General features: G+C 69.5%; 26 protein-coding genes. 10 read left to right on the forward strand and 16 right to left on the reverse strand.

The genetic code is table 11. From position 1 onward, the window contains the following. Positions 1 to 60: 60 nt before the first annotated feature. The 5 genes from E0H92_RS20155 to E0H92_RS20175 all read right to left on the reverse strand — a co-directional run bounded on the left by E0H92_RS20155 (position 61) and on the right by E0H92_RS20175 (position 8,234). The gene (locus tag E0H92_RS20155) at positions 61 to 3,396 is read right to left on the reverse strand and encodes an Rne/Rng family ribonuclease (RefSeq protein ID WP_131497272.1); all 3,336 of its coding nucleotides are present in this window, start codon (positions 3,394 to 3,396) and stop codon (positions 61 to 63) included. Between the two features lie 154 nt (positions 3,397 to 3,550). After that, the gene (locus E0H92_RS20160; RefSeq protein WP_131497273.1) at positions 3,551 to 4,378 is read right to left on the reverse strand and encodes a TIGR03936 family radical SAM-associated protein; all 828 of its coding nucleotides are present in this window, start codon (positions 4,376 to 4,378) and stop codon (positions 3,551 to 3,553) included. 23 nt (positions 4,379 to 4,401) lie between these two features. After that, positions 4,402 to 5,277 (reverse strand): hypothetical protein, encoded by an 876-nt coding sequence (locus E0H92_RS20165; RefSeq protein WP_131497274.1) that lies wholly within the window; start codon positions 5,275 to 5,277, stop codon positions 4,402 to 4,404. Positions 5,278 to 5,338: 61 nt separating this feature from the next. Next, positions 5,339 to 5,839 (reverse strand): anthrone oxygenase family protein, encoded by a 501-nt coding sequence (locus tag E0H92_RS20170; protein WP_131459290.1) that lies wholly within the window; start codon positions 5,837 to 5,839, stop codon positions 5,339 to 5,341. A gap of 157 nt (positions 5,840 to 5,996) precedes the next feature. Further along, a complete protein-coding gene (locus E0H92_RS20175; protein WP_131497275.1) occupies positions 5,997 to 8,234 on the reverse strand; it encodes a M64 family metallopeptidase in 2,238 nt (745 codons plus the stop codon). Positions 8,235 to 8,385: 151 nt separating this feature from the next. Here E0H92_RS20175 and E0H92_RS20180 point away from each other — a divergent pair, with 151 nt between their 5' ends. From E0H92_RS20180 to E0H92_RS20190, 3 genes are all read left to right on the forward strand, one after another. Continuing rightward, the gene (locus tag E0H92_RS20180; RefSeq protein ID WP_131459292.1) at positions 8,386 to 9,183 is read left to right on the forward strand and encodes a lysophospholipid acyltransferase family protein; all 798 of its coding nucleotides are present in this window, start codon (positions 8,386 to 8,388) and stop codon (positions 9,181 to 9,183) included. A gap of 39 nt (positions 9,184 to 9,222) precedes the next feature. Further along, a complete protein-coding gene (locus E0H92_RS20185; protein WP_131459293.1) occupies positions 9,223 to 10,101 on the forward strand; it encodes a prephenate dehydratase in 879 nt (292 codons plus the stop codon). 64 nt (positions 10,102 to 10,165) lie between these two features. Next, positions 10,166 to 10,681 carry a hypothetical protein gene (locus tag E0H92_RS20190; RefSeq protein WP_202873703.1) on the forward strand — a complete coding sequence of 172 codons (516 nt, stop codon included), beginning with the start codon at positions 10,166 to 10,168 and terminating at the stop codon, positions 10,679 to 10,681. On the opposite strand, the gene E0H92_RS20195 is transcribed toward E0H92_RS20190, so the two are convergent. Further along, positions 10,653 to 11,057: an NUDIX domain-containing protein gene (locus E0H92_RS20195; RefSeq protein ID WP_131497277.1), complete on the reverse strand. Its 405-nt coding sequence runs from the start codon at positions 11,055 to 11,057 to the stop codon at positions 10,653 to 10,655. The two genes, E0H92_RS20190 and E0H92_RS20195, sit on opposite strands and share 29 nt — an antisense overlap. Positions 11,058 to 11,111: 54 nt before the next feature. Between E0H92_RS20195 and E0H92_RS20200 the strand changes: the two genes are divergently transcribed. Next, positions 11,112 to 12,095: a GNAT family N-acetyltransferase gene (locus E0H92_RS20200; protein WP_131497278.1), complete on the forward strand. Its 984-nt coding sequence runs from the start codon at positions 11,112 to 11,114 to the stop codon at positions 12,093 to 12,095. Here the strand turns inward: E0H92_RS20200 and E0H92_RS20205 are convergent. Continuing rightward, positions 12,090 to 12,305 (reverse strand): hypothetical protein, encoded by a 216-nt coding sequence (locus E0H92_RS20205; protein WP_131497279.1) that lies wholly within the window; start codon positions 12,303 to 12,305, stop codon positions 12,090 to 12,092. The two genes, E0H92_RS20200 and E0H92_RS20205, sit on opposite strands and share 6 nt — an antisense overlap. 284 nt (positions 12,306 to 12,589) lie before the next feature. Between E0H92_RS20205 and E0H92_RS20210 the strand changes: the two genes are divergently transcribed. The 5 genes from E0H92_RS20210 (at position 12,590) to E0H92_RS20230 (ending at position 18,362) form a co-directional block, all read left to right on the forward strand. Continuing rightward, positions 12,590 to 14,923 carry a DUF8189 domain-containing protein gene (locus E0H92_RS20210; protein ID WP_275670095.1) on the forward strand — a complete coding sequence of 778 codons (2,334 nt, stop codon included), beginning with the start codon at positions 12,590 to 12,592 and terminating at the stop codon, positions 14,921 to 14,923. Further along, entirely contained in the window at positions 14,830 to 15,210 is a 381-nt protein-coding gene (locus E0H92_RS20215; protein ID WP_131459298.1) for a hypothetical protein, read from the forward strand. Before E0H92_RS20210 ends, E0H92_RS20215 begins: the two co-directional genes overlap by 94 nt. A 76-nt stretch (positions 15,211 to 15,286) precedes the next feature. Continuing rightward, the gene (locus E0H92_RS20220; protein ID WP_131497280.1) at positions 15,287 to 16,606 is read left to right on the forward strand and encodes a M28 family metallopeptidase; all 1,320 of its coding nucleotides are present in this window, start codon (positions 15,287 to 15,289) and stop codon (positions 16,604 to 16,606) included. 5 nt (positions 16,607 to 16,611) lie between these two features. Then, positions 16,612 to 17,931 (forward strand): HAD-IA family hydrolase, encoded by a 1,320-nt coding sequence (locus tag E0H92_RS20225; RefSeq protein WP_131497281.1) that lies wholly within the window; start codon positions 16,612 to 16,614, stop codon positions 17,929 to 17,931. Between the two features lie 50 nt (positions 17,932 to 17,981). Then, entirely contained in the window at positions 17,982 to 18,362 is a 381-nt protein-coding gene (locus tag E0H92_RS20230; RefSeq protein WP_131497282.1) for a hypothetical protein, read from the forward strand. 32 nt (positions 18,363 to 18,394) lie between these two features. Here E0H92_RS20230 and E0H92_RS20235 read toward each other — a convergent pair whose 3' ends face one another. The 5 genes from E0H92_RS20235 to E0H92_RS20255 all read right to left on the reverse strand — a co-directional run bounded on the left by E0H92_RS20235 (position 18,395) and on the right by E0H92_RS20255 (position 22,883). Then, complete coding sequence (locus tag E0H92_RS20235) at positions 18,395 to 20,326, reverse strand: TIGR03960 family B12-binding radical SAM protein (protein ID WP_131497283.1); 1,932 nt, start codon at positions 20,324 to 20,326, stop codon at positions 18,395 to 18,397. A gap of 36 nt (positions 20,327 to 20,362) precedes the next feature. Beyond that, entirely contained in the window at positions 20,363 to 20,815 is a 453-nt protein-coding gene (locus tag E0H92_RS20240; RefSeq protein ID WP_131497284.1) for a hypothetical protein, read from the reverse strand. Further along, positions 20,812 to 21,519 (reverse strand): hypothetical protein, encoded by a 708-nt coding sequence (locus E0H92_RS20245; protein ID WP_131497285.1) that lies wholly within the window; start codon positions 21,517 to 21,519, stop codon positions 20,812 to 20,814. Before E0H92_RS20245 ends, E0H92_RS20240 begins: the two co-directional genes overlap by 4 nt. A gap of 59 nt (positions 21,520 to 21,578) precedes the next feature. Beyond that, on the reverse strand, positions 21,579 to 22,322 hold the full coding sequence (pcaD, locus tag E0H92_RS20250) for a 3-oxoadipate enol-lactonase (RefSeq protein WP_131459305.1): 744 nt from the start codon (positions 22,320 to 22,322) through the stop codon (positions 21,579 to 21,581). Positions 22,323 to 22,430: 108 nt separating this feature from the next. Further along, complete coding sequence (locus E0H92_RS20255) at positions 22,431 to 22,883, reverse strand: Lrp/AsnC family transcriptional regulator (protein ID WP_131290401.1); 453 nt, start codon at positions 22,881 to 22,883, stop codon at positions 22,431 to 22,433. A gap of 79 nt (positions 22,884 to 22,962) precedes the next feature. On the opposite strand from E0H92_RS20255, the gene E0H92_RS20260 reads away from it, so the two are divergent. Then, the gene (locus tag E0H92_RS20260; protein WP_165549849.1) at positions 22,963 to 23,373 is read left to right on the forward strand and encodes a DUF2000 domain-containing protein; all 411 of its coding nucleotides are present in this window, start codon (positions 22,963 to 22,965) and stop codon (positions 23,371 to 23,373) included. Here E0H92_RS20260 and E0H92_RS20265 read toward each other — a convergent pair. From E0H92_RS20265 to E0H92_RS20280, 4 genes are all read right to left on the reverse strand, one after another. Next, entirely contained in the window at positions 23,370 to 24,155 is a 786-nt protein-coding gene (locus E0H92_RS20265; RefSeq protein WP_131497287.1) for an inositol monophosphatase family protein, read from the reverse strand. The genes E0H92_RS20260 and E0H92_RS20265 overlap by 4 nt on opposite strands. Beyond that, the gene (locus E0H92_RS20270; RefSeq protein WP_202873704.1) at positions 24,145 to 24,987 is read right to left on the reverse strand and encodes a sigma-70 family RNA polymerase sigma factor; all 843 of its coding nucleotides are present in this window, start codon (positions 24,985 to 24,987) and stop codon (positions 24,145 to 24,147) included. The genes E0H92_RS20265 and E0H92_RS20270 overlap by 11 nt, the downstream gene beginning before the upstream one ends. Continuing rightward, the gene (locus tag E0H92_RS20275) at positions 24,984 to 25,415 is read right to left on the reverse strand and encodes a carboxymuconolactone decarboxylase family protein (protein WP_202873705.1); all 432 of its coding nucleotides are present in this window, start codon (positions 25,413 to 25,415) and stop codon (positions 24,984 to 24,986) included. The genes E0H92_RS20270 and E0H92_RS20275 overlap by 4 nt, the downstream gene beginning before the upstream one ends. Positions 25,416 to 25,482: 67 nt before the next feature. After that, positions 25,483 to 26,205, reverse strand: coding sequence for a hypothetical protein (locus E0H92_RS20280; protein WP_131497289.1), 723 nt, complete (start codon positions 26,203 to 26,205; stop codon positions 25,483 to 25,485). Between the last annotated feature and the right edge of the window lie 42 nt (positions 26,206 to 26,247).

Genomic DNA, 26,247 nt, shown 5'->3' on the forward strand with positions numbered 1-26,247 from the left:
GGGTGCGCCAAGCGCACCCGCTCAACTTTACAGGGTTGAGCCTGCAAAGTTGAAATCGGCTTAGCTGCCGGTGGTGACGAGCTCGGAAGGCTCCGTGCTCTCACCCTCGGTAGCGGTCTTGCTCCGGCTGCGGCTGCTGCGCCGCCGCCGGGTGCTCTTCGGGGCGCCGTTCTGCGCCGCGTCCGAGACCTCGGCAGCTTCGGTCTCGGATCCGGCCGCGGTGGCCGTCTCCGGGGCCGGGAAGCCGGTGGCCTCGGGGCTCACGTGCTCGTCGGCGCCGGCAGACACCGGGTAGCCGGTGGGTTCCGGCGTACCGTCGGCCTGCTCGTCGGTCTTGGAGGACGCGGCGGCGATCTGGGCCAGTTTCTGCGCGGCGTCGCCGTTGTGCTGCGGCGCCTCGGGCTCGGTGGTCTGCTCGTCCTCGCCCCGGCCCTTGCCGCGGCGGCGGCGCGAGCTCTTCCGGCCGCCTTCCTCCGCCTGCGCGGACTTCTGGTCCTGACCGTTGCCGTTGTTCTGCCCGTTCCGGCCGTCGCGGCGGCGGGACTCCTTCGGCTCGTCGTGCAGGATCAGCCCGCGGCCACCGCAGTGGTCGCAGTTCTCGCTGAACGCCTCGAGCAGTCCGGTACCGATCCGCTTCCTGGTCATCTGGACCAGGCCGAGCGAGGTGACCTCGGCCACCTGGTGCTTGGTCCGGTCGCGGCCCAGGCACTCGACCAGCCGGCGCAGGACCAGGTCCCGGTTCGACTCGAGCACCATGTCGATGAAGTCGATGACGATGATGCCGCCGATGTCGCGGAGCCGGAGCTGCCGGACGATCTCCTCGGCCGCCTCCAGGTTGTTCTTGGTGACGGTCTCCTCGAGGTTGCCGCCGGACCCGGTGAACTTGCCGGTGTTGACGTCGACGACCGTCATCGCCTCGGTACGGTCGATGATCAGCGAGCCGCCGGACGGCAGCCAGACCTTGCGGTCCAGCGCCTTCTTGATCTGCTCGTCGATCCGGTAGTCCGAGAAGACGTCGCTGTGGGCCTTCTCGACCCGGTCGACCAGGTGCGGCGCGACGCCCTCGACGTACTCCCGGACCTGGTCGTACGCACGGTCGCCGGAGACGACCAGCTTGGCGAAGTCCTCGGTGAACAGATCCCGTACGACGCGGATCAGCAGGTCGGGCTCGCCGTACAGCAGTTGCGGGGCCTGACCGTTCTTGGACTTCTTGTCGATCTCGTCCCAGGCGGCCTGCAGGCGGCTGACGTCGGAGGTCAGCTCCTCCTCCGAGGCGCCCTCGGCGGCGGTCCGGACGATCACGCCGGCCTCGTCCGGGACGATGTCCTTGAGGATCGTCTTCAGCCGGTTCCGCTCGGTGTCGGGCAGCTTGCGGCTGATGCCGCCGTTGCCGCCGCGCGGGACATACACGACGTACCGGCCGGGCAGGCTGATCTGGTTCGTGAGGCGGGCGCCCTTGTGGCCGATCGGGTCCTTGGTCACCTGGACCAGGACCGACTGGCCGGACTTCAGCACCTGCTCGATCTTGCGCGGGCCGCCGGCGCCACCGAGGGTGGCCCAGTCGACCTCACCGGCGTACAGCACCGCGTTGCGGCCCTTGCCGATGTCGATGAACGCGGCCTCCATGCTGGGCAGCACGTTCTGCACGCGACCGAGGTACACGTTGCCGATCAGCGAGGTCTGCTCCGCGGTCGTCACGTAGTGCTCGACCAGGACGTTGTCCTCGGAGACCGCGATCTGGGTGACGTCCTCGCGGGACCGGATCACCATCGTCCGCTCGACCGACTCGCGGCGGGCCAGGAACTCGGCCTCGGTGACGATCGGCGCACGGCGGCGGCCGGCGGCGCGGCCCTCGCGGCGACGCTGCTTCTTCGCCTCGAGACGGGTCGAGCCCTCGATCGCGGTGACCTCGTTCGCCACCGCCTTGCTGCGCGGCTCACGGACCCGTACGACGGTCTCGTCCGGGTCATCGGGGGACGCGGCGCTGTCCTCGCCCTTGCGGCGGCGACGACGGCGACGACGGCGGGACGAGCTGCTGCCCGCTTCGCCGTCCTCGTCCGTGTCGGCCTCGGCGTCGGAGTCACCGGACTGGGCGTCGGTGTCCTGGTCGGACTCGTCGTCCTCGTCGTCGGACTGCTCGTCGGCGCTGTCGTCCGCGCCGTCCGCGTCGCCGGTCTTGCGGCGGCGACGGCCGCCACGACGACGGCGACGGCGGCGGGTGCCCTCCTCGCCGTCCTCACCCTGCCCGTCGGCGGCCTCGGCGGCCTCCGCGTCGGCGTCGGCTTCCGTGGTCTCGTCCGTGTCGTCGCTCTTGGCGGTGGGCTCGGCGTTGGCGCGAGTCCGGGTCCGGCGGCTGGAGCGGCCCTCGGGCTTCGCGTCGGCTTCGCCGTCGGCCTGGTCGACGCTCACGGTCTGCGGGGCGTCGTCGGTGGTCGGCTCGGGCGTGGTGTCGCGGGCCTCGGCGTCGCGACCGCGACGGCTCCGGCGACGGCGCGTACCGGCCGGCTGCTCGTCAGTACCCGGCTCCGGGGCTCCGGCAGTCTCCGCCTGGGCGGGCTGGCCGGCCTTGGCGTCGGTGGTCGCGGACTGGCCGGCCTGAGGCTGGGTGCTCTTCGCGGTCGCGGGCTCGGCGGCCTGCGCGTCGGCGGTCGGCGCCTGGAACAGCACGGCCGCAGAAGCAGCCGGCCGACGGCGGGTACGGCGGGTGCTCGGCGCCTCGGCCTGCGTGTCGGCGTTCGCGTCCGGAGCCGTCTGAGCCACAGGAGCCGACTGAGCGTCGGGAGCCGTGGACGGGGCGTCGGACGCCACGGAGTCAGCCGCGGCGGACTTCGTCGTACGGCGGCGGGAGGTGCGCTTACGCGCCGGCGCGTCCTCCGCAGAGGTGGCTTCGGCGTCGCTGACCGGGCCGTCGGTGACGGCGGCGTCGGTGCTGACCAGGTCCGGGGCGGCGGCCTTCTTCGTGGTGCGCTTGCGCGTGGTCTTCTTCGCCACGGGCGCGCTCTCCACGACCGGGCCGGCGTCCGCGGTGGACGTCTCGGTCTCCTCGACGAACTCCGGGAAGATGTCCTGAGCGGCGGCCTTCTTCGCCGGGCGCTTCGTGGCCTTCTTCGCCGGCGCCTTCGCCGCGGCCTTCTTGACGGTGGTCTTCTTCGCGGCAGCCGTCTTCTTGGCAGCGGCCTTCTTCGCCGGCGCCGGGGCCGGGTCGGCCTCCCGGTCGTCGGACTGGGTGGGGACCGCCGTCACGTCGTCGGCGGCGGCCTTCTTCGCCGTGCGCTTGCGCGGCGTGGTGGTCTTCTTCGCAGCTGCGGCCTTCTTCGCGGTCCTGCGAGTGGAGGCGGCGGGCTGGGCGGGGGCAGCCGTATCGGCTGCTTCGGTGGTCGGCTCGTTGTCGAGCATGTAGTGCGGGTCTCCTCAAGCCTTCCGGCGCATCCGGCGACCCCTGTCACGGGTCCGGCGCGGCCACAAGGCGGTCACGGTTCGCCTCACCGGGCCCTCGGATGGTGCACGGGCGCGGTACGGCGGAAGCCTGCTGGATCCGCTCCGCCCGCGCTCAGGGCACAGAGGGAGCGGCGGCGTCGCCCTCCGCTGTGTGCGTCTGGCGGGGACCTGCCTGGCCGGTCGCGGTCGCCTGGTTGGCGTCGCGGTCACGAGCGAGCGGGTCTTCCACCGTGCCGGTGTCCGTGGTGAGCGGGCCCTGGGCGAGCCTGGTCAAAAGAGCCGGGCCCGTCACCGGGAGCGTCGCTACCTCGAGCACGCCGGCGAGAACGTCGTCGGGTCTCACGGCCGGGGTTCCGTGCCGTAACACCACTTGCAGTATCGCACATGCCGCAACCGGCCCCGGTTCACTCGCGACGGTGAGTCGGAGAACAGCAGCCCGACAGTCGAACGAGCGAAGTCCCCGTTTGGTCATGCGTTCGACCAGAATTTCGTCCCGTTCGAGGAACGTCCGCACCGCGGTCGCGGCCGCCTCCGGATCCGCACCCGGTAACGCGATCTGCCACTCACTGGCCTCCAGCCGCTCGGCCAGCGCACCCGGCCCGGCGACGACCACCTCGAGGACGTCCAGACCGGGCGGCAGCGCCTGGTCCAGGGCGGCCCGGACCTGCTCGGCGTCCCGCTCGTGTGTGAGCGAGATCTCCAGATACTCCGCCTCCGAGGCGGCCCCGGTCGGCGCGGCACCGGCGTACGAGATCTTCGGGTGCGGGCTGAACCCGTGCGAGAACGCCACCGGAAGCTCGGCGCGGCGTACGGCGCGCTCGAACGCCCGCTGGAAGTCGCGGTGTGAGGTGAATCGCAGCCGCCCGCGCTTGGCGAACCTCACCCGCAGCTTCTGGACCGCGGGGAGCTGCTGCGACGGCGGAGCTTGAACTGGTGGCACGCGCACAGTCTCTCAGAACCCGCTCACTCCGACGGGGCGTACCGGGCCTCCGGCTCGAAGGCCGGCTCGGCCTCGGGATCCAGCTCGATGTGGACGACGCCGCGGAGATCGTCGAAGACGACGACCTGGCTGCCGTCCGCGGGCACCCGGTCGGGCGAGGTCCGCATCCGCGCCTGGAGCTGGTGCGAGCCGGCGGGCGAGTCGTACGCGATCGTGACCTCCAGTTCGGGATCGTGTCCGAGCCAGATCACGACGCGGCCGAGCTTCACCTGCCCGGCGTACCGGCGCCCGTCCCGTCGCAGTCGCTCGATGGTCAGCTGACGCTGCCGGGCGTGCAGAAGGGCCGACGGCAACCGAACCACCACGGTGACGCACCAGAGGCCCGTCAGCACCGCCACGACCACCGAGACGGCAATGGACTCGGTGCCGATTTCGCCGTGGACCGTTCGGCGGAGTACGTCGGACGGATCGGGCGCGACCGCGGTGGCAGCCGAGATGAAGGCCCCGACGGACATCCCGGCCAGGAGCGGGGCGGACCGGAGCAGGGCTGCCGCTCGCCGCTGCCCGAGCCGTTCGCGCGCGGTGGCGGTCAGATCGGTCGTGACGGCGAGGACCAGATAGAGCACGACGACGGCTGCAACGATGAACCAGATGGCTGAGATGTGGCCAGGGATGTCGACGGCACAGGTGCTGGACGGCGCTGACGTGGTGCCGCACAGCGCCGACGTACCCAGCAGGCTCACGGCTCCCCACCCCAGGAAGCACAGCAGAACCGAGACCAGCAAGCGTGTTGTCACGTGTCCTGGCTGCTCACCTGGGGCGAGTCCGGTGATGCGGGACATCTTGTCGGTGGTCGAGAAGACCGGCCGGTGGTCCCACCAGTCCGTCGAGTCCAGCACCCTGTGCCTCCCCAGGCTCCGATTCGCGACGAACGGTACCTGGAAATATCTGCGAATAAGTTCACGGCTGGGCGGCGGATTTTCCGGTCAGGTAGAGGGCCCAGCCGAGGAGACCGAAGGAGACCAGCGCGAGCAGGGTGCGGACCAGGTTGAAGGCCACCCACCTGGCCTCGTCGAACGCCGCGCGGGCCGCCGCGACGTCGATCGTCGCCGGATCGCCGGCTGCCTTCAGGGCGTCGTTCAGCGGTACGTTCACCGCCATCGTGAGGATCATCGTGACCAGGTAAAGCACGAACGCGACCGCGATCCACGGCAGCGCCTTCTCCTTCAGGCTGAGCAGGCCGGCGAGCCCGGTGAACAGCAGGGCGCCGAGGAAGCCGAGGCCGAGGAACAGCGGGTTCACGATCGCCCGGTCGACGGCCGTGAACGCCCCGACGAAGGTCTTGTCGTCGGTTTTCGCGAGGCCGGGCATGAACGCGTTCGCGTAGATCCCGTACACGCCGGCCACCAGGCCCGTCGTCATCGTGGCCGCCATCAACGAAGCCACCCGCAGTCCGTTCATCTCACTCCTTCGGTACGGCGGGAACTCCCCGCACCGAGAAAGTTAGAAGATCCGAGCTGCCGGGGACATGTCGCCAGAACTCACGTGCATGTCCGCTCGGCTCACACCGGCCGCGCGCGACCCCTCCCACTCACACCGGCCGCCCGACCCGTCCCATTCACAGCCGGGCGCATTGGCCGGAGCGGGGGCCCGAGACCTGGTTCGGCGCTTCGAGGTTGGTCGGCGCCGGGGTGTTGGCCGAGCAGGTGAGTGGACCGTTGATGGTGTTCCCGGCGAGTGTGACCGGGTCGGTCGTGCGGCTGCTCGTCACGGATACCGGTCCCTGAATGGTGCTGCCGACAACGACCAGGCTGCGCGTGACACCGCTCGCGCTGACCGGTCCGGCGATCGTGGAGCGCAGCAGGTGCAGGTCGGCGGCTCGATCGGCTCGGACCGGCCCGTTGACGTGTGAGTCGGTGGCGACGACGGATGCGGCGGCGGCGACCAGAACCGGGCCGTTGATGGTCGCGTTCGTCAGGCAGGTAACGCCTTTGCTGAGGTACAGCGGTCCGTCGTGCCTTCCGGTGAGCGTCGTCGTACAGGCCGGGGCCGGGCGTAGGAGCGTGACGGCGAACCGGCGCGGGTCGCCGATGTTGCCGGTGGCATCGATGGCGCGGTACTCGACCTGATGACGCCCGTACCCAGGCGGTACGTCGTCCCACGGCACGACCCGCGGTACGCCGAGCTTGCCGTACACGAGCTGGTCGATCGCGGTCCCCTCGGCGGTGAACCGGAACGGCGCGGACGCGTCGGTCGGCCAGCCGTAGTAGTTGTACCAACCGTCCCCGTCGACGCGGAACTCCGGAACGACGTACCCCGCGGTGTCGTCCGTCGCGGCCAGCCCCATCGTGAACGCGTCGTTGTAGACGTACTCCGGTCCGCTCGGTTTCTGCACTGTCAGCAAGGGTTTCGACAGCGTCGGCGTGACGACGGGCTGTACGCCGTCGACGTCCCAGGTGAGGGTTTCGGAGCCGGTCTGCGCGGTCAGGGTGTGCCGCCCGGTCAGCTGCAGCGGGGCGAGGTCGAAGTCGCGGTCGTTGCCCGGATTGTTGACAATCCGACCGTCAACTTTCCACGTGATCGCTCCGGCCGACTGGGCGGTCTCGGCGTACACGACCTCGTCGGCGCTGACCGGGTGCTCGGTCGACGTGGACCCAGTGAAGGTCGGCGTCGTCGGCTGCGGTGCGATTGCCGACGAGTCGATTGTCCACAATCGGATTGCCGTCGGGCGGACGGCCGGGTCGCGGATGAACTCGGTCGGGTCGACGATCGTCGCGGACAGGGTGTGCTGCCCGGGCGCGAGGTCGAGCGTCGACAGGTCGACGGAGCGGGCGTTCGCGGTCGGCAGCGCCGTACCGTCGAGGGACCAGGTGACGTCGAGCTCATGGTCGACCGGGTGCAGGGTCTGCAGCCAGACCACCTGGTCAGCCGCGACCGGGCCGGCCGGGGTGCTGTCCTGGAACAGGTTCGCCTTGGCCGACAGGCGTTGGGTCATCCGCTCGCGCGACGGCTGGTCGAAGTAGTACCCGAGGGCCTTCATCATCGAGTGCGCACTGGGCCGCCAGACGCCCGAACCGGCGTACATACCGCCCTCGTAGCGGCCGATCGTGCCGCCGGACTCGGACTTCTCCCCCAGCCAGCGCCACCACTTCTTGCGCTGCTCGAGCATTTGCTGCTCGGTCAGCAACGTGTGGTGGATCGAGGACGGCTCAGGACCGACGTACGGCGCACCGCGCTCGCCGCGGGCGTAGTAGTCGTACTCGTCCTGCAGCCCACCGAGCGAATGCCCGAGCTCGTGCGGCGTGATCAACGCGGAGAGCGCGTTGCCCCCGGACGCCGTGGCGTACGTTCCGCCCGCACCGCCGTACGTGTCGCTGTTGCCGATAGCAAGGATCTGCCGGTTGGCGCTCGTGGTCCCGGGAACGAGGTCGGCGTACTGCGTCGCGGCGGCCTGGCTGACCGTCAGCAGGCGCTGAACGCTGCCCGGGTTGCAGCCGGCCCAGAAGCCCATCTGCAGCGGGGTGTCGCGCTTCGGATCGGTCAGACCGGGATCGCAGTCGACGCCGGACTCGGGGGACGCGATCTCGACGGCGTACACGTTGACGTAGTTCCGGTACGACTTGAACGGCTCGATGCTCCAGAGGATGTTCAGGTGCTTGTCGAGCTGCTCGCGGAACTTCGGCAGCTCGGCCGCCGTGTAGCCGTCGCCCATCACCACCAGGTTGAACCGCGACGCCGCCGGGCCGGTGACCTGGATCGGCACGACGGTCGCGTCCGGGGCAGCCGCTCTGGCCGGCAGGGTGACCAGTACGCCGGCTAGCAGTGCTAGGACTGCGGTCAGGAGCTTCGTACGCATGGTTCTCTCCCCCACCTGGGCGACGGTGCCGTCAGCAGCTTACGAAGGTCCGCCCGCGAGCGTGAGGCGTTCCCGCGTGGCGACGTACGAGCCAAGCGGGCGTTCGTGCGGCATCATGTGGGTTCGGGGAACACGTGAGGGAAGGACTTCGATGACGGAACCGGCACAGTCGCCGCGGCGGGAGCCGGACCCTGCGGTCGTGGATGCCGGCGACGGCGACGGCAAGGGCATCTACTGGGTGCTGAAGAACGTGGTGCTCGGCCCGCCGGTCAAGCGCATCTTCCGGCCGAACGTGGTCGGCGCCGAGAACGTACCGGAGACCGGACCCGCGATCATCGCCAGCAACCACCTCTCGTACTCCGACTGGGTCTTCATGCCGCTGGTGCTGCGGCGGCGCGTCACGTTCGTGGCGAAGTCCGACTACTTCACCGGGGCCGGGATCAAGGGCCGGTTCCAGCGCGGGTTCTTCAAGGGCACCGGCCAGGTGCCGATCGACCGCTCCGGCGGGTCGGCGTCCGAGGGCGCGATGCGGGCCGGGATGAAGGTGCTGGAGCGCGGCGAGCTGTTCGGGATCTACCCGGAGGGCACCCGCTCGCACGACGGGCGGCTGTACAAGGGCCGGACCGGTGTCGCGCGGCTCGCGCTCGAGGCCAAGGTGCCGGTGATCCCGTGCGGCGTGATCGGGACCGACGTGGTCGCCCCGCCCGGGAAGATTGTCGCGTCGTTCGCCTCGCCGACGGTGAAGTTCGGCGAGCCGCTGGACTTCTCCCGGTACGAGGGCATGGAGAGCGACCGGCTGATCCTGCGGGCGGTCACCGACGAGATCATGTACAAGATCATGGAGCTGTCCGGCCAGGAGTACCTCGACATGTACGCCACCAAGGCCAAGGCACTCGAGGGGCGCGCGGTGACGGGCGCGCCGGAGAAGGTCCGCAAGTCGGACACCTGATCCGGGTGCTGAGATCGGGTGGGTCTACCCTGGGAGATCGTGGACGGACCGATCGCTTATCAGGGTGAGCCAGGCGCCAACTCGGCGATGGCCTGCACCGACATGTTCCCCGACCGCGAGCAGTTGCCCTGCACGACGTTCGAGGACGCGCTCGAGGCGGTCAGCAGCGGGCGTGCCGGACTCGCGATGATCCCGGTGGACAACTCGATCGCCGGCCGGGTCGCGGACATCCACCACCTGCTGCCGGAGTCCGGGCTGCACATCGTCGGTGAGTACTTCCTGCCGATCCACTTCCAGTTGCTGGGCGTTCCCGGTACGTCGCTCGACCAGATCCGTACCGTTCGCAGCCATGTGCACGCGCTCGGGCAGTGCCGCAAGATCATCCGCGAGCACGGGTGGTCGACCGTGGTCGCCGACGACACCGCCGGTGCTGCGCGGGAGGTGTCGGAGCTGGGTGACCCTACCGTCGCGTCGCTGTCCCCGCGGGCCGCGGCCGGGCTGTACGGGCTGGAGACGCTGGCCTCCGACGTCGAGGACGAGCACCACAACACGACCCGATTCCTGGTCCTGTCCCGCGAACCCGACGTACCGCCGGTCGGGTCCGGGCCGGTCATCACCTCGTTCGTGTACCGCGTGCGGAACGTGTCTGCGGCCCTGTACAAGGCCCTCGGCGGCTTCGCCACCAACAGCGTGAACATGACCAAGCTGGAGTCGTACCAGCTGGGCGGCATGTTCTTCGCCACCCAGTTCTACGCCGACATCGAGGGCCACCCCGAGGACCCGAACGTCGCGCTCGCCCTCGAAGAGCTCGCGTTCTTCTCGGTAGAGGTCCGCATCCTCGGCGTCTACCCCGCCAACGAGTTCCGCACCCAAATCGCCGAACCCGCCGCCAACCGAGCGCTCCGGCCGCACCATTAGCCACGGCGTCCGCGTCGTTCTGATCGGCGGCACGTCGAACGTCGGGAAGTCGACGGTCGCTGAGGTGATCGCGCGGCGGCTCGGGTTCGACTACGTGTCGACCGACAAGCTGGGTCGGCATCCGGGGCGACCGTGGGGTGGGGTACCGCCGCATGTCGTCGAGCACTACCGGTCGCTGACCAGTTCGCAGCTGGTGGACGCTTTGCTCGAGCACTACCAGCGGATGTGGCCGCGGATCGAGGAACTGGCTCGTACGACAGCCGGGCTGGTGCTGGAGGGATCCGGGGTCTGGCCCGCGTACGTCGCCGAGCTCACCACGCCGTACACGACGGCCGTCTGGCTCAGCGCGCACGAGGATCTGCTGGCGGCCCGGATGCACGTGTCCAGCGGATACGACGACCTGCCGGACGAGGACCGCCACCTGGTCGACAAGTTCCTCGCCCGGTCCCTCGCCTACCAGACGAGAATGCTCACCCTCGTCGACCAACTGGCCTTACCCCACCTGGACGTGACCGTCCCCCGCTCCCCCGACCACCTAGCCGACGAAATCCTCAAATCACCACCCGCACAACCGCACTGAGCCGCGCGTGGTCGCCCGCAAGGTCGAACCACTGAGAGCCTGCTGTGTCGGGCGACGTGACCGCGGTCGGGGCGTACGGGAGCTGCAGGTCGAGGAAGACGCCGCGGTGGTGGAAGTCGATCGGTGATCCGTCGGAGGCCCGCCGCACATGGACCGCGAACGGCTGGAAGTCGCCGGAGGGTGTGAGGCGGATGCCGAGTTCCTCGTGCAGTTCGCGCTCGAGGGTTTGCGGCCACGACTCGCCTGGTTCGGGGCTGCCGCCGGGGAGGTCCAGGAGGCCGGTGTACGGGCCGCGGGTTTTGTGGACCAGGAGGATGTGGTTTCCGTCGCGGATTCGGGCGTAGACGCCGAAGTGGTGCTGCGGTTCCGGGGCCATACGGGGATGGTAATTCGGGGGCGGGCGTGGGTGGGGGTGGAATACGGTCGCTGGATGGAGATTGTGTGGGTGGATGGGCGGGATGCTGAGGTTTTTCGGCGGTTTTATGCGGTGAAGTTCGGGGTGCGGCGGGAGGAGTTGGAGTTTCCGGTCGGCATGGGGGTGGAAGAGGCTCGGGTGTTCATGGCTCGGGAGCATGCTGACATGCGGGCGGATGGGCTCGGGCTGGTGGACGGGGACGAATGGCTCGGGGTTGCTTGGCTCGACTGGTGGCTGGTGGGGAACACCGGCACCGTGGACGTGGAGCTCGCGGTCGCTCCGGCGTACCGGCGGCGTGGGGTGGCGACGAAGCTGCTGGACGCGGCGATCGAACGTGCCCGCGCCGACGGCCGGCGGATCGTGTCGGGGACGAACCTGGCCGGTGACCCGGTGACCGGCGAGAGTCCGGGTACGGCGTTCGCGGCGGCGCGCGGGTTCGTGAAGAAGCACACCGAGCTGCATCAGGTCGCCGAGCTGCCGATGACCGACCTGGTGGAGCAACCGGTCGACGGGTACGAGATCGTCCAGTGGCGGGAGCACGCGCCGGACGAGTGGCTCGAGCAGTTCGTGGAGTTGCTGACCGGGATGAGCGAAGACGTACCGTCCGGCGAACGCACCTCGGAGGCGGTTCACTGGACGCCGGAACTGGTACGTGACGCCGAGGACCGCCGCGTCGCCCAAGGCCGGTTCACCTACACCACAGCCGCCGTACACACCGCCTCCGGCGAGCTGGCGGCGTACACACAAATGGGCGGTACGCCGGAAACCCCGGACCGCCTCAACCAGTACGACACCTACGTACGTCGTACGCACCGCGGCCACCGTCTCGGGATCGCCGTCAAGGGCCCGAACCTCCGCGCTCTCCAGGCCGGCGTCCCGCTTCCCGCCGTACTCCACACCTGGAACGCTCCCGAGAACGCGCCAATGATCGCCGTCAACAGCAAGCTCGGCTTCCGCCCGGTGGCCCAACGCACGATGTGGGAGCGAACGCTCCTATAGCTTGCGCATCGCGTGGTAGGCGCAGTCGGCCAGGTGATCCAGCACCTGGGTCCGCCCGTCGTGCGGGTGCTCGGCGGCACAGACCACGACCTTGGTACCGACCGCGTGGATCCGGCCGCGGTGTTCGATGGCGTCCGGAAACGACAGCACAACCGCGGCGGCACTGACTGTCAGCACCAGCCAGACGGCGAGCTTCCGGGACCCGATCACGACGACAGGGTCGCACCCGACGCGCCGGCCGTTGCAGCCGGGCCTGTCCAAGCGCTTGAAATTCGTCAACCACCGCAGCGGATTGTGTGAATTTGACTGCCGGTCCGCGAGAGGTTGTGCACGGGCGGTGATGAGCGGATCGTGAAACGGGAGCAGCGACTTGGGGGCCGACTGTTCGGTGGGGGAAGACGGCAGGACCGTCTTCGATCGAGGGCGCGCTGGGGGTGGGTTCTTCGGTTCGGCGTACGCCGGCCTGCTCGTGCGCCCCCGCGGAAGGGGGAGAGATGCCGAGGAAGGCCAACGGGCGGGCGGACAAGCACCGGGACGACTACCGGATGCCGGGCGAGGCGCCGGCGACCGAGCCGAACGGGCACGCCACCAGCGAACAGCCCACGGCGAACGGCATGCCGACGGCCGGCGCACCGGCTGCCGGAGGTACGACGAGTATGAGCGGCGGCGGATCGCCGGCCGCTGACATGAGCGGTGGCGGATCGCCGAGCGGTACCGGAATGGCAGGCGGCGGAGCACCCGGCGGTGCCGGGATGAGCGGCGGCGGAACGCCCGGCGGCGCGGGCATGCAGAGTGGCGGATCGCCTGGTGGTGCGGGGATGACCGGTGGCGGACAGGCTGGTGGTGCCGGTATGAGCGGCGCGACCGACGGCGGACGGACGGAGCACCCGGCCCGTCGCCAGTGCGGCGTGATGGACGTGCACCGGCGGCTGCTGTCGACCTCGGCGGCGTACGCCGCGGCGCGATCGGCACTCGAGACCGCGACGATGGACTACGTCGCCGCGGAGCAACGGTTCGCCGGGATCGCGCGCATCCCGGTCGTCGTCCACGTCGTCTGGAACACCAACGCGCAGAACATCTCGCAGGCCCAGATCGACAGCCAGATCGACGTCCTGAACCGCGACTTCCGCGCCACCAACCCGGATACCAGCATCGTGCCCGGCGTGTTCAGCGGACTGATCGCGGACTCGCGGATCGAGTTCTTCCTGGCCACGGAGGACCCGAACGGCAACCCGACGACCGGCGTCACCCGGACCCAGACGAGCACCGCGAGCTTCGGCACCGACGACCGGGTGAAGTCGTCGGCGACCGGCGGCATCGACCCGTGGGACACCGCGAACTACCTGAACGTCTGGGTGTGCCAGCTCGGCGGCGGCCTGCTCGGGTACGCGCAGTTCCCGGGCGGTCCGGCGAACACCGACGGCGTGGTCATCCTGCACAGCGGATTCGGCACGAACGGTACGGCGGCGGCGCCGTTCGACCTCGGCCGGACCACGACGCACGAGGTCGGGCACTACCTGAACCTGTTCCACATCTGGGGCGACGACGGCAGCGGCTGCAGCGGCAGCGACGAGTGCGCCGACACCCCGAACGCGGCCGGCCCGAACTTCGGCGTACCGACGTTCCCGCACGTGACCTGCAGCAACGGGCCGAACGGCGATCTGTTCTACGACTACATGGACTACACCGACGACCGCGGCATGGTCATGTTCACCAACGACCAGGTGACCCGGATGCAGGCGTGCCTGGACACCGTGCGCAGCGAACTCCCGGACCTCGCCTCAGTCGACGGTACGCCGGAACCGGCCGGATCGGTGGTGGCGTGGGGCGCGAACCGGCTGGACGCGTTCGTGCTCGGCACCGACCTGGCGATGTATCACAAGTGGTGGGACGGATCGGCCTGGGGACCGTCCGTCGCGGGTTACGAGTACCAGGGTGGTATCTGTATGAGCGCTCCTGAAGTCGCGTCCTGGGCGCCGAACCGGCTGGACGCGTTCGTCCTCGGCACCGATCACGCGCTGTACCACAAGTGGTGGGACGGCTCGGCCTGGAACGGCTACGAGTACCTCGGCGGCGTCTGTATGAGCCCGCCGCGGGTGGCGACCTGGGGCCCGAACCGGCTCGACGCGTTCGTCCTCGGCACCGACCGGGCGCTGTACCACAAGTGGTGGGACGGCTCGGCCTGGAACGGCTACGAGTACCTCGGCGGGATCTGCATGAGCCCACCGGAAGTCGTTGCCTGGGGCCCCGACCGGCTGGACGTCTTCGTGCTCGGCACCGACAACGCGGTCTACCACAAGTGGTGGGACGGCACGGCCTGGAACGGGTACGAGTACCTCGGCGGCGTCTGCGCTTCGCCGCCGCGGGTGGTGGCCTGGGGTGAGAACCGGCTCGACATGTTCGTCATCGGGACGGACTCGGCGCTGTACCACAAGTGGTACGACGGATCGGCGTGGTCCGACTGGGAGTACATGGGCGGTGTGTGCACGACGGCGCCGACCGTGGTCTCGTGGGGCTCGGACCGGTTGGACGTCTTCGTGCTCGGAACGGACTCGGCGCTCTACCACAAGTGGTGGGACGGGTCCGCGTGGGGACCGTCGCTCACCGGGTACGAGTACCTGGGCGGGATCTGCACCGACGAGCCGCGTGTGGTCTCGTGGGACACGAACCGGCTGGACGTGTTCGTCACCGGAACCGACAAGCAGCTCTACCACAAGTGGTGGGACGGCTCGGCGTGGAACGGGTACGAGGCGCTCGGCGGCGTGATCAGCGACTTCCGGCTGACCGTTCCCGATTCGCCCGCCCCGATCCAGGGGGTGGGGGTCTGACCACCGCACCGCTCGGGCACTGGACGCATTCCGCCGAGGAGGACCACGACGGGATCAGCGTCTACCGCCGCGACGACTACGCCTTCCCGCCGGCCCGCGGCCGGCGGGGGGTGGAGTTCCGCGCCGACGGGACGTTCGTGGAGTACGCGATCGGTCGCGGCGACGCCCCCGAGGCCCGAGCCGCTGGCCGCTGGCAGACCGGCGGTCAACTGGCCCGAGGCACCGGCGGAAAGGGCCAGGTGGTGGCAGCCACCCCCGATCGCCTGGACATCGACTGGCAGGACTGAACCCCTGGGTTGGGGAGGGTTTCCCTCCCGATCCGGACAGGAATCCTCCCCAACCCGGGGCTGGACGAGGAGTGATATGAGCGCAGGACCTGTGCGTTATCTCGTCGTACCAACTGAGGACGCCGCCGGTGGGGCGCAGGCGGCGCGGTTCGGGGAGCGGACGCTGCTCTGGGTCCCGGCCGACCAACGCCTCGGCCGGGCCTCCCGCACCGCTCCCGGACTGCTGCTCGTCACCCAGGTGGGGCGCAGCTTCCAGGACGACTACCCCGACGTCACCCCCCTGCTCGATCACGGCCGGCATCTGGTGATCTCGGCCGCCGACAAGCCCCGTCGACGGTCCAACCACTGCTGGCGGATCGAGCCCTTGCGAGCCGGTACGACGGTTGTCGACACCCCTCCCGTCGTACCGGCGCGCGCCGACCCGGACGTCGCGCAACTCGTCTCCCAGGTGTCGACGGCGTCGTACCAGAGCGACCTGACCTGGCTGGCGAACCTACCGACCAGGCACTCGCTGAGCCCGTCGTTCACGCAGGCGATGGACTTCGCCGACGGCCGAATGGTTGCCCTCGGCTACCAAACCTCGCGGACGTCGGTCACCGTCGGCGCCGGCCGCTCCGCGAACCTGATCGGCGACCGGGCCGGTGTCGGATCCAGCCGGGGTCTGGTGATCGTCACCGCCCACCTGGACTCGATCAACCTGGCGGGCGGCCCGGCCGCGTCGGCACCGGGCGCCGACGACAACGGCAGCGGCTCGGCCGGCGTGCTGGAGCTCGGTCGATTGTTGGCAATCCGATCGTGGACACACGACCTTCGCCTGATCCTGTTCGGCGGCGAGGAGGAAGGCCTGTTCGGCAGCAAGCAGTACGTCGCGACGCTGCCGCCGGCCGAGCGGTCCCGCGTCCGCGCCGTGCTGAACATGGACATGATCGCGACCAAGAACACCGCGACGCCCACGGTGTTGCTCGAGGGCGCACCGGTGTCGACCGCGCAGATCAGTGCGCTGGCGACCGCGGCCGCGACGTACACAGGGCTGAAGGTGGAGACCTCGCTGAACCCGTTCGCCAGCGACCATGTCCCGTTCATCGACGCCGGGATGCCCGCGGTGCTGACGATCGAGGGCGCGGACAGCGCGAACGGTCACATCCACTCCGCCAACGACACGCTGAACTTCATCGACTGGTCGTTCGCCACCGAGATCCTGCGGATGAACATCGCCGCCCTGGCCGGCTGGCTGGAGCCCGCGGCCGTCCGCCCCCGCCCGGCCGGCTCGGTCGTCTCGTGGGGCCCGGGCCGGATCGACGTCTTCGCGGTCGGCACCGATTCCGCCTTGCTCCACAAGGCTTTCGACGGGTCCTGGCACGACTTCGAGTCCCTAGGAGGGGTTGTTCTAAGCTGACAGGTATGTGGAGCCCGAATGCGCGTGACGTTGGCGGACTTCCGACGCGGTACGGCGTCCAGACCCGCCCGCGGGCCGTCGTCCGCAGCGACGCCCTCGACGCCGCAGACCTGGCCGAGTTCGAGGCGCTCGACCCGGGACTTGTTCTCGATCTGCGGTCCGACTGGGAGCTGCGGCAACCACATCCGCTCGAGGGCACACCGGCGTACCAGAGGATCCCGTGGATCGATCCGGACGCCGAGCGGCTGCGTGACGCGGACGCGGAGCCGCGGCTGGTCGATGTCTACCGCAACAGCCTCACGCGCAACGCGACCCACATCGCCCGGATCTTCGGCGCGATCGCCGACGCACCGGCGGACCGGCCCGTCGTCGTGCACTGCAAGGCGGGTAAGGACCGGACCGGCCTGACCATCGCGGTGCTGCTCGACCTGGCCGGCGTACCGCGGGACCTGATCGCGGCCGACTACGCGATCAGCGAGGTACACCTCGGGATCCAGGACGGGCCCGAGTTCAGCCGAACCCTTCCGGAGACGATCCTCGGGTCCCTCGAGCACCTGGACGACCTCGGCGGCGTTCGCGCGTACCTGTCCTGGCTGGGGCTCAGCGCGGCCCAGATCCACCGGCTCGCCACGCGGCTGGTGCCGGTGGAGGTGCAGGCGATCGTGTTCGACTTCGACGGTCTGCTGATGGACACCGAGACCACGATGGTCGAGAGCTGGCAGGCCGAGTGGGCGCACCACGGTCTCGAACTCGAGCTGGACAGCTTCTGGCCCGGCCACGGCGGCGACATCACCGAGGACCGGTACGCGATCCTCGCCGAGGCGGTCGGCGCCGGCTTCGACCGTACGGCGAGCCACGCCCGCCGCGTCGCGCACCGGGACCGGCTGCACGCCGAACTCGACTTCCGGCCGGGGATCCGGGCCTGGATCGCGGCGGCGCGGGAGCTGGGCCTTCGGATCGCGATCGCGAGCAGCTCGCCCCGCAAGTGGGTCGTCGGCCATCTGGAACGGGTCGGCGCGGTCGGCCTGTTCGACCACATCGTCACCGGCGACGAGGTCGAGACCCACAAGCCCGATCCGGCGATCTACGAGCTGGCCCTGCAGCGTCTCGGCGTACCCGGCGCCTCGGCGATCGCCGTCGAGGACACCCCGCACGGCGTGGCCGCCGCCCAGGCGGCCGACATGTACGCGGTCGCCGTACCCAATCCGTACGTCACCGCCGCCGCGGTGGCGGAGGCCGACCTGGTTCTGGGCAGCGCTGACGAGCTCTTGCTCACCGACCTGCTTCTGTCCGCCGCGCCGAAAGGGTCGACGGCTCGTAACTGAGTGACCTAATCTGCTGACCCTCTGTAGGTTTCCAACTGGAGGGTGGTCAGATGCGGAAACTCGTAACGACGGTCGCGGCCGTTGCGGCGGCTGTGACAGGTCTGGGGGCAGGTCTGACGGTCGCGGCGCCGGCCCAGGCGTCGACCTCGGCCTGCGATCTGGTGACGGCGAAGTCGGTCGGGTACTCGGCGTTGATGCTGTACGTCGCCGTGGGCCTGGAGGGCTGCTCCAACAGCGTCACCGAGGTACGTGTCGAACTGCAGAAGGGCGACAGCGCGGGCGGGCCGTTCACCACGGTCGCGGAGACGTACGCGTACTCCGGCGGCGGCGCCTGGTTCGACGAAGGCACCGGCTGCGGCTACTACGTCGGCGTCGCCCACTGGCAGGACCAGACCGAAACAACCCCGAACCCGGCGTACTACTGCAACTGACGCGGACATCCGTCGTCTGAGGGGACAGCTCCTCAGACGACGGACAGCGGCAGGAGCTTCTTGCCGGTGGGGCCGATCTGGATCTCGGTGCCCATCTGCGGACACACGCCACAATCGAAGCACGGGGTCCAGCGGCAGTCCTCGACCTCGATCGCGCCGTCCTCTTCGAGCGAGTCCTGCCAGTCCTCCCACAGCCAGTCGCGGTCCAGGCCTGAGTCCAGGTGGTCCCACGGCAGTACTTCGGCGTACTCGCGCTCCCGTGTCGTGTACCAGGCGAGGTCGACGGGCTCGTCGGCCAGCGCGCGCTCGGTGCACTCGACCCAGCGGTCGTACGAGAAGTGCTCGCTCCACCCGTCGAAGCGGCCGCCGTCGCGCCAGACCGCCTCGATCACGCGGCCGACGCGCCGGTCGCCGCGGGACAGCAGTCCCTCGATGATGCCGGGCTTGCCGTCGTGGTACCGGAAACCGATCGCCTTCGCGTAGCCCTTCTCCGACCGGATCGCCGCCCCGAGCTTCGCCAGCCGCGCGTCGGTCTCCTCCGCGCCGAGCTGCGCCGCCCACTGGAACGGGGTGTGCGGCTTCGGCACGAACCCGCCGATCGACACCGTGCACCGGATGTCACGCCGGCCGGACACCTCGCGCCCGGTCTCGATCACCCGCTTCGCGAGCGCGGCGATCGCCAGCACGTCCTCGTCGGTCTCGGTCGGCAGACCGACCATGAAGTACAGCTTCACCTGCCGCCAGCCGTGGCTGTACGCCGCCGCGACCGTGCGGATCAGGTCCTCCTCGGTGACCATCTTGTTGATCACCTTGCGCATCCGGTCCGACCCGCCTTCGGGCGCGAACGTCAGACCGCTGCGCCGGCCGTTGCGGGAGAACTCGTTCGCCAGCGTGATGTTGAACGCGTCGACCCTTGTCGAAGGCAACGACAGCGAGACGTTGCTGCCCTCGTACCGGTCACCCAGGCCCTTCGCGACGTCGGCGATCTCGCTGTGGTCGGCGCTCGACAGACTGAGCAGGCCGACCTCCTCGAACCCGGACTGCTTCAGCCCGTTCTCCACCATGTCCCCGATCGTGGTGATGCTGCGCTCGCGTACCGGCCGGGTGATCATGCCGGCCTGGCAGAACCGGCAGCCCCGGGTACAGCCCCGGAAGATCTCCACGGAGTACCGCTCGTGCACGGTCTCGGCGAGCGGGACCAGCGGCTTCTTCGGGTACGGCCAGGCGTCCAGGTCCATGACCGTGTGCTTCGCCGTCCGGAACGGTACGCCGTGGCGGTTCGGGGTGACGCGCTGGATCCGGCCGTCCGGCAGGTAGTCGACGGTGAAGAACTTCGGGATGTACACGCCGCCGGACTTGGCCAGCCGCATCAGTACCTCGTCGCGGCCGCCCGGGCGGCCCTCGTCCTTCCACTCCCGGATCACCTCGGAGATCGCCAGCACGATCTCCTCGCCGTCCCCGAGCACCGCGGCGTCGATGAAGTCCGCGATCGGCTCCGGGTTGAACGCGGCGTGCCCGCCGGCCAGCACGATCGGGTCCTCGTCGGTGCGGTCGGTGGCGTGCAACGGGATGCCGGCCAGGTCGAGCGCGGTGAGCATGTTCGTGTACCCGAGCTCGGTCGAGAACGACAGCCCGAACACGTCGAACGCCCGCACCGGCCGGTGCGTGTCCAGCGTGAACTGCGGGATGCCGTTGTCCCGCATCACCTTCTCCATGTCCGGCCAGACGGAGTACGTCCGCTCGGCCAGGATGTGGTCGCGCTCGTTCAGCACCTCGTACAGGATCTGCACGCCCTGGTTCGGCAGCGCGACCTCGTACGCGTCCGGGTACATCAGCGCCCAGCGGACACTGACCGCGTCCCACTCCTTACTGACCGAGTTCAGCTCACCACCGACGTACTGGATCGGCTTCTGCACCCCCGGCAACAGAGCCTCCAGGCGCGGGAACAGCGATTCGACAGTCATAGCCACTTCCAGTCAGCGATCAGAGCACCCACCAGCCTAACGCCGCGGATCGCCTACTTCGGAATCGAGCACCTCGTTGTAGTACCGGCGGAATCTGGCCAGCAGTACGGCAAACGCGGCGTCGAACTCCGTATCGGATGTGATTCCGGCCTCGTAGAGGTCCAGTTCGCGGCGCAGTCTGACCGCCAGGTCCGGCTCGAGTTTGTACTCGGTGATCCGGGCGTCCAGCGCGGCGACCCGCTCCTGGACCTCCAGACGGCGCTTCTCGGTCCGCTGCCGGTCGCGGCGCGCTGTGGTCCCGACCTCGGCGGCCTTCTTCATCCCGAGCGCGAACGACGCCGTCAGCACGGCGACGTAGCCGGGCGGGAGGAAATGCACGACATCGACTCCGGCGTCGAGCAGGTACGCGAGCGGACCGGACAGCAGGATGACCGCCAGATCGGCGGGCGAGGAGACCTTGTCGAGGAGCTTCGCCAGGTCGTCGATCACCCGCGGCTCAGCTTTCGGCGCAGGATGTCGAGCATCTCGTCGTACCACGGCTGCGGCGCGGCCTCCGGCCATTCACGCAGCCAATCCAACTGAGGCTCGAGGCCTGCGAGGCGACCGACAGCCTGTACGGCGCTCCACGCGTAGACCCAGGATTCGCCGGTCCCAGCTGAGACGAACGCGAGTAGCACTGCGTGAAATGTCTTTCGGTCGCCGGCGGACGGAAGCTCGTCGACGGCGGCCAGGAGTTGTTCGAACTTCTCGCGGATCTCGTCCGGAAGTTCGTCCGAAGACAGCCACCGCCACATGTTGCGGTGCGACGTGGCAGTCCAGGATTCAGCCGAGGTCCACTGCGTCCGTGGCCCGCCGATCGCCGACCGGTCCGCGGCACGCGGCCGGCGCCGCTCGAGCACCAGCAACATCACCGCCCCGCCGAAGAACAGAGCGAGGACAACAGCTGCGGCGATCAGGAACGCGACGATGGGGTTGAGGCCGGACGGCAGACCGTCCGCCAGGAAGAACGCGAACAGCCCGGCTATCAACGCCAGCCCAAGCAGATTCCCGTGGTTCTTGTCGCGCACCGGCTGCGCGGCCCAGGTGGCGACGTTGTTCTCCCGCCGTCGTCCACGGCTGGACTTGACGGGCACGTCCCAATCCTTGCTGTACTCGAACCGCTCGTATCGCTGCCAGGCATCCCGGTCGGCCACGCCGCCTCCTTTCCGTTCCCCCATTGTCCCCGGCGTATCCGGGCGAATCCAGTCGGTGATCAGGCCAGGTGGGCGACAAGCAGCGGGTTGATGACGTCCGGGTGCGAGTAGGTGACCAGGTGGGCGGCGTTTTCGATGATTTCGAGGTGGGCGCCGGGGATTTGGGAGGCGAGGGGGACGACGGTTTCGGGTGGGACCGAGGTGTCGGAGTCGGTGGTGATGAGGAGGACCGGGGCGGTGATGTCGGCCAGCTTGGGGAGGAGGTTGGTAGTGCTGAGGGCCTCGCAGCAGGCGGCGTAGCCCTCGGCGGGGCAGTCCAGGAGCATCTGGCGGACCGGGTCGGTGTCCTTGAACTCCGGGAGGAACCAGCGGCCCAGGGTCGCGTCGGTGATGGATTGGGTGCCTTCGGCCCGGACCTGAGCGGCGCGGTCGATCCACGGCTGCGGGTTCGCGGCCAGGTTCGACGGCGGGCAGATGGCGACGAGGCGGTGGAATCTCTCGGGTGCGTTCTGCGCGAGCCACAGACCCACCGCGCCGCCGAGCGAGATCCCGACGTACGACGCCTGCTCGACCTCCAGCGCGTCCAGCAGCTCGACGACATCCCCGCCGAGGTCGTCGATCGTGTACGGCCCCTCTGGTACGTCGGACCCGCCGTGCCCGCGATGGTCGAACGCGATCACCCGGAACCGCTGCGCCAGTACGTCGACCTGCGGCGCCCACATCCGCTGATCCGCGCCGAGCGACGACCCGAGCAGTACTACGGGCGCGTCGGCCGGTCCTGTCTCCACGTAGTTCAGTCGCATGTCCCCACCCTACGAAACCCTCGCCCACCCGGTCGCGAGCCCAACATGGCACACCCCTCGGGGACTGGGAACAGGCTATTGCTTGTTCCCAGTCCCCGGCGGCGGTCCTCAGTCGAGCGGCATGATCGTCGTGCGGCGGTGGTGTTCGAAGACGACCGAGCTGCGGATGTCGGCGATTTCCTGGCGTTTCGCGAGGGCGAGGACCAGATCGCGGAGCGCCTGCGTGTCCTTGACGGCGACATGGGCGAGGAAGTCGGAGCCGCCCGAGACCATGAACATGTCCAGCGTCTGCGGCAGGTCCATCACGTACTGCTGGAACGCGGTCGCGACGGCCATCGCCTGCGGCCGGAGCTTGATCGAGATGATCGCCTGGGTGGACCGGTCGATCGCCTTCAGGTCGACGGCCGCGTGGTACCCGCTGATCACGCCGCGGTCGCGCAGCCCGCGGATCCGCTCCAGGCAGGTCGACGGCGCGATCTTCAGCTCGGCCGCCATGTCCCGGTTGGTGCGGCGGGCGTCGTTCTGCAGCATCCGCAGGAGCGCCGTATCAAGTTCGTCCATGCCGCCCAGTTTCGCAGATCCGCCGAACGATGTTCGGAGTACGCCGCGATCGGCCGCCCATCGGGCTAGCGTGACCGCCGTGCTGACGAACAAGATGGTCGTGATCATCGCGGCCGACGCCCCGATCGGCGTCGCCCTCAACACCGCCGCTCTGCTCGGTGTCGGCGTGGGGAGGCACCACGACGACACCGTCGGACCCGATACCACCGACGCTGCCGGGACCGCCCACACCGGCATGTGCGCGTACCCGATCCCGATCCTCCGCGCGCCCGCCGACACCCTCAGCACGCTGCGGGCCGAGGCTGCGGCGCGCCCGGACGTCACCATCCACGACATGCACCAGGTCGCCCAGCAGGCCCGCACCTACGACCAGATGTCCACCACGCTGGCCGGCACCAAACCCGAGGACATCCAATACCTGGGCCTGGCCCTCTACGGCCCTCGCCCCACCATCGACTCCCTCACCGGAGCCCTCCCCCTCTACCGCTAATCCGGAAGGTGCGGGGCGATGAGTTCGAGCAGGATCGCGTGGGTCTTCTCGTCGGCCGCGGCGATGACGCCTGGGCCGTCGTACAGCGGACCCCCGCACAGATCGGTCACGACGCAGCCGGCCGCGCGGCACAGTGCGAGGCCAGCGGTGAAGTGGACGCTGTCGCGGAGGTTGCCGTCGGTCACGTACGCCGTACGTCGTCCCGCCGCCACCCACGCGACCGCCAGCGTCGTCGACAGCACGCGCTGACCGAACACGGCCCGCAAACCGGGATCCGCGAGCAGCCGCGACCCGAGAAACCCACCGTCCGTGATCGGATCCAGGTTCACGTCCACCAGAAGCGAATCCGCCGACGGCACCAGCGCGAGATCAGACCCGTCTCGCCGAACCCTCGCCGTTTCCCCATCGGTCCAGAAGATCTCCTCCGACACCGGGTCTGCGATCGCGGCAACGGTTGCCGTACCGCTGACCTGCAGCGCGACGTTGACCGAGAACAGCGGCGTACCCGCGGCGAAGTTGAGCGTCCCGCACAACGGATCGACCATCCACCGCCGCGACGCATCAGCGTCCCCGCTGGCGCCGTACTCCTCACCCAGAACCGCATCCTCCGGCCGCGCACCCTGGATCACCTCGAGGATCGCCCGCTCGGCCGCGAGGTCGGCGTCGGTCGCGAAGTCCGTCGGCGACTTGTCGTGCCGCGCGACCACGGTGCCGTACTTGCTCCGCACCACAGCAGCCCCAGCCGCAGCCGCCGCGATCGCCACCTCGAGATCAGAACTCATACCGGTCATCTAACACGGCAGAAAGCTTCTCCGGATCCGCCACCACTCGAAGGGCGGTGATCGCGGTGCCGTCGGAGTCCAGCGTCAGCAGATGGTGGTTGCCGCGGACAACCACCTTCAGACCGGGCCCGGTGACCAACTCCACCAGCGTGAACGTCACCTCAGGACGTCCGTAGATGTGGCTGAAGAAGACGGCGACCTTCTCGCGCCCGGTGACAGGTTTGCGGGCGGCCCGCCGGCGGCCATTGGCGTCGGTCCAGGAGATGACGTCGTCCCTGAGCATCGACTCCAGCCGCGGCAGGTCGCCGTCGCGGGCGGCGGCCACGAAGTCCAGGAGCAGGCGGCGCTGTTCGGCGGCAGTCGGCTCGTACCGTGGCCGATCGTCGGCCAGCGCGTGCTGGGCCCGGTGGTGCAGTTGGCGGCAGTCGTCCGGCGTACGGTCGAGGATCTCGGCGATCTCGTCGTACGGGAGGGTGAACGCGGTCCGCAGTACGTAGACCGCGCGTTGCGGCGGAGTGAGGCGCTCCATCAGGTGCAGAAGCGCCATCGACACCTCATCGAGGTCGAGCGCATGCGCCGGGACCGGCTCGGGGAGCCATTCGCCGACATAGCTCTCGCGGCGCGCCTGCCGGGTTCGCAGTACGTCGACGGACAGCCGCGTCACCACCCGCGTGAGGTAGCGGCGCGGCTCGGCCACGTCGGAGCGGTCGGCGGCGGACCAGCGGACGTACGTCTCCTGCAGCACGTCCTCGGTGTCGTGCCAACTGCCCAGCATCCGGTACGCGAGCCCGGCGAGCATGCCGCGCGCCGACTCGTATTCGCGCAGGATCAACCGACCAGTTCGGGTTGTCTCCTCGTCGCGATGTTCAGACGGGTCCACAGGTTGATGGTGCCAATCGCCAGGAGCACGTTCGCAGTCCCCTCCTCGCCGAACTGCGCCAGCGCGGCGTCCCACACGTCATCCGGTACGCCGGTACGCTCCAGCACCGTCACCGCGTCGGTCAACGCCAGCGCCGCGCGCTCCCGGTCGTCGTAGAACGACGAGTCGTGCCAGGCCGCCAGCCCGAACAGGCGCTGACTGCTCTCGCCGTCCTTCAACGCGTCCGTCGTATGCATGTTCAGGCAGAACGCGCAGCCGTTGAGGATCGACGCCCTGATCTTGATCAGGTGCAGCAACGTCTGGTCCACCACGCCCTGCACATAGTTCTCCACGCCGAACACGGCTCGGAAGCCGGCCGGCGAGACCTTGCTGAAGTTCATTCGCTCGTCCATGCCAACACGACGGCGACCCGGGCGTCCTACGTGACGACCGGGCGTGTGACACCGGTCACGCGGGCTTGAGGACGTGCCGGGCCTTCGTGACGGCCGCCTCGGTGGCGGGGTCGAGTTCGGTGCCCTGGCCTGCGAGGACGCCGACGGAGAGGATCACGTCGTCGACTCCGGTGACGACCGCGGCGTACTCGAGGCCGCGCTTCGGGCCGCTGGTGCCGGTGAGACGGAACGCGAACGGCTTGGAGCCGTACTGCGGAGCGGTGATCTTCTCGACCTTCATCGACGTGCTGCCGGAGCCCTCGGTCTTCAAGGTCACCTTCGTGCAGGAGTCGACGGCTTTGGCGTACGCGTCGCGGAGGTCGGCGACCTCGTCCGCGGTGCCCATCGAGTCGAGACCGTAGTCGATGTACGGGCCTTCCTGTCCGCCGGTGAACGTCCGGGCGACGCTGGCCTTGGAGCCGGGCGCCTTGGTGGCGTTCAGGTACTTCACCAGCGTCTTGCACCGGCTGCTCGACGACGAGAACGGCTTCGCGTCCTCGTCGGCCTCGTCCTTGTCCTCCGCGAAACCGGTCGGCAGGTCCGCGAGCTCGAGGAGCGCCTTGGTCAGCTCGGTGGTGGTCCGGGTGACGGGCGCGGCCGGCGTCGACGCGGTCGCACTGGGGGTCGGCGTGGTCGCCAGTGGCTCGGCGGTGGGCTTGTCCTCCTCACCGCCACAGGCAGCGAGGGACAGTGTGAGGGCGGCAGCGAGCGCCAGCGGAAACGACACGTACCTGGTCATGGGGCCTCTCGGACTGGGCAGGCGGCCGAGCAGGCAGCAGCG

The organism is Kribbella speibonae, assembly GCF_004331375.1.
In the GTDB taxonomy this organism is placed as follows: domain Bacteria; phylum Actinomycetota; class Actinomycetes; order Propionibacteriales; family Kribbellaceae; genus Kribbella; species Kribbella sindirgiensis.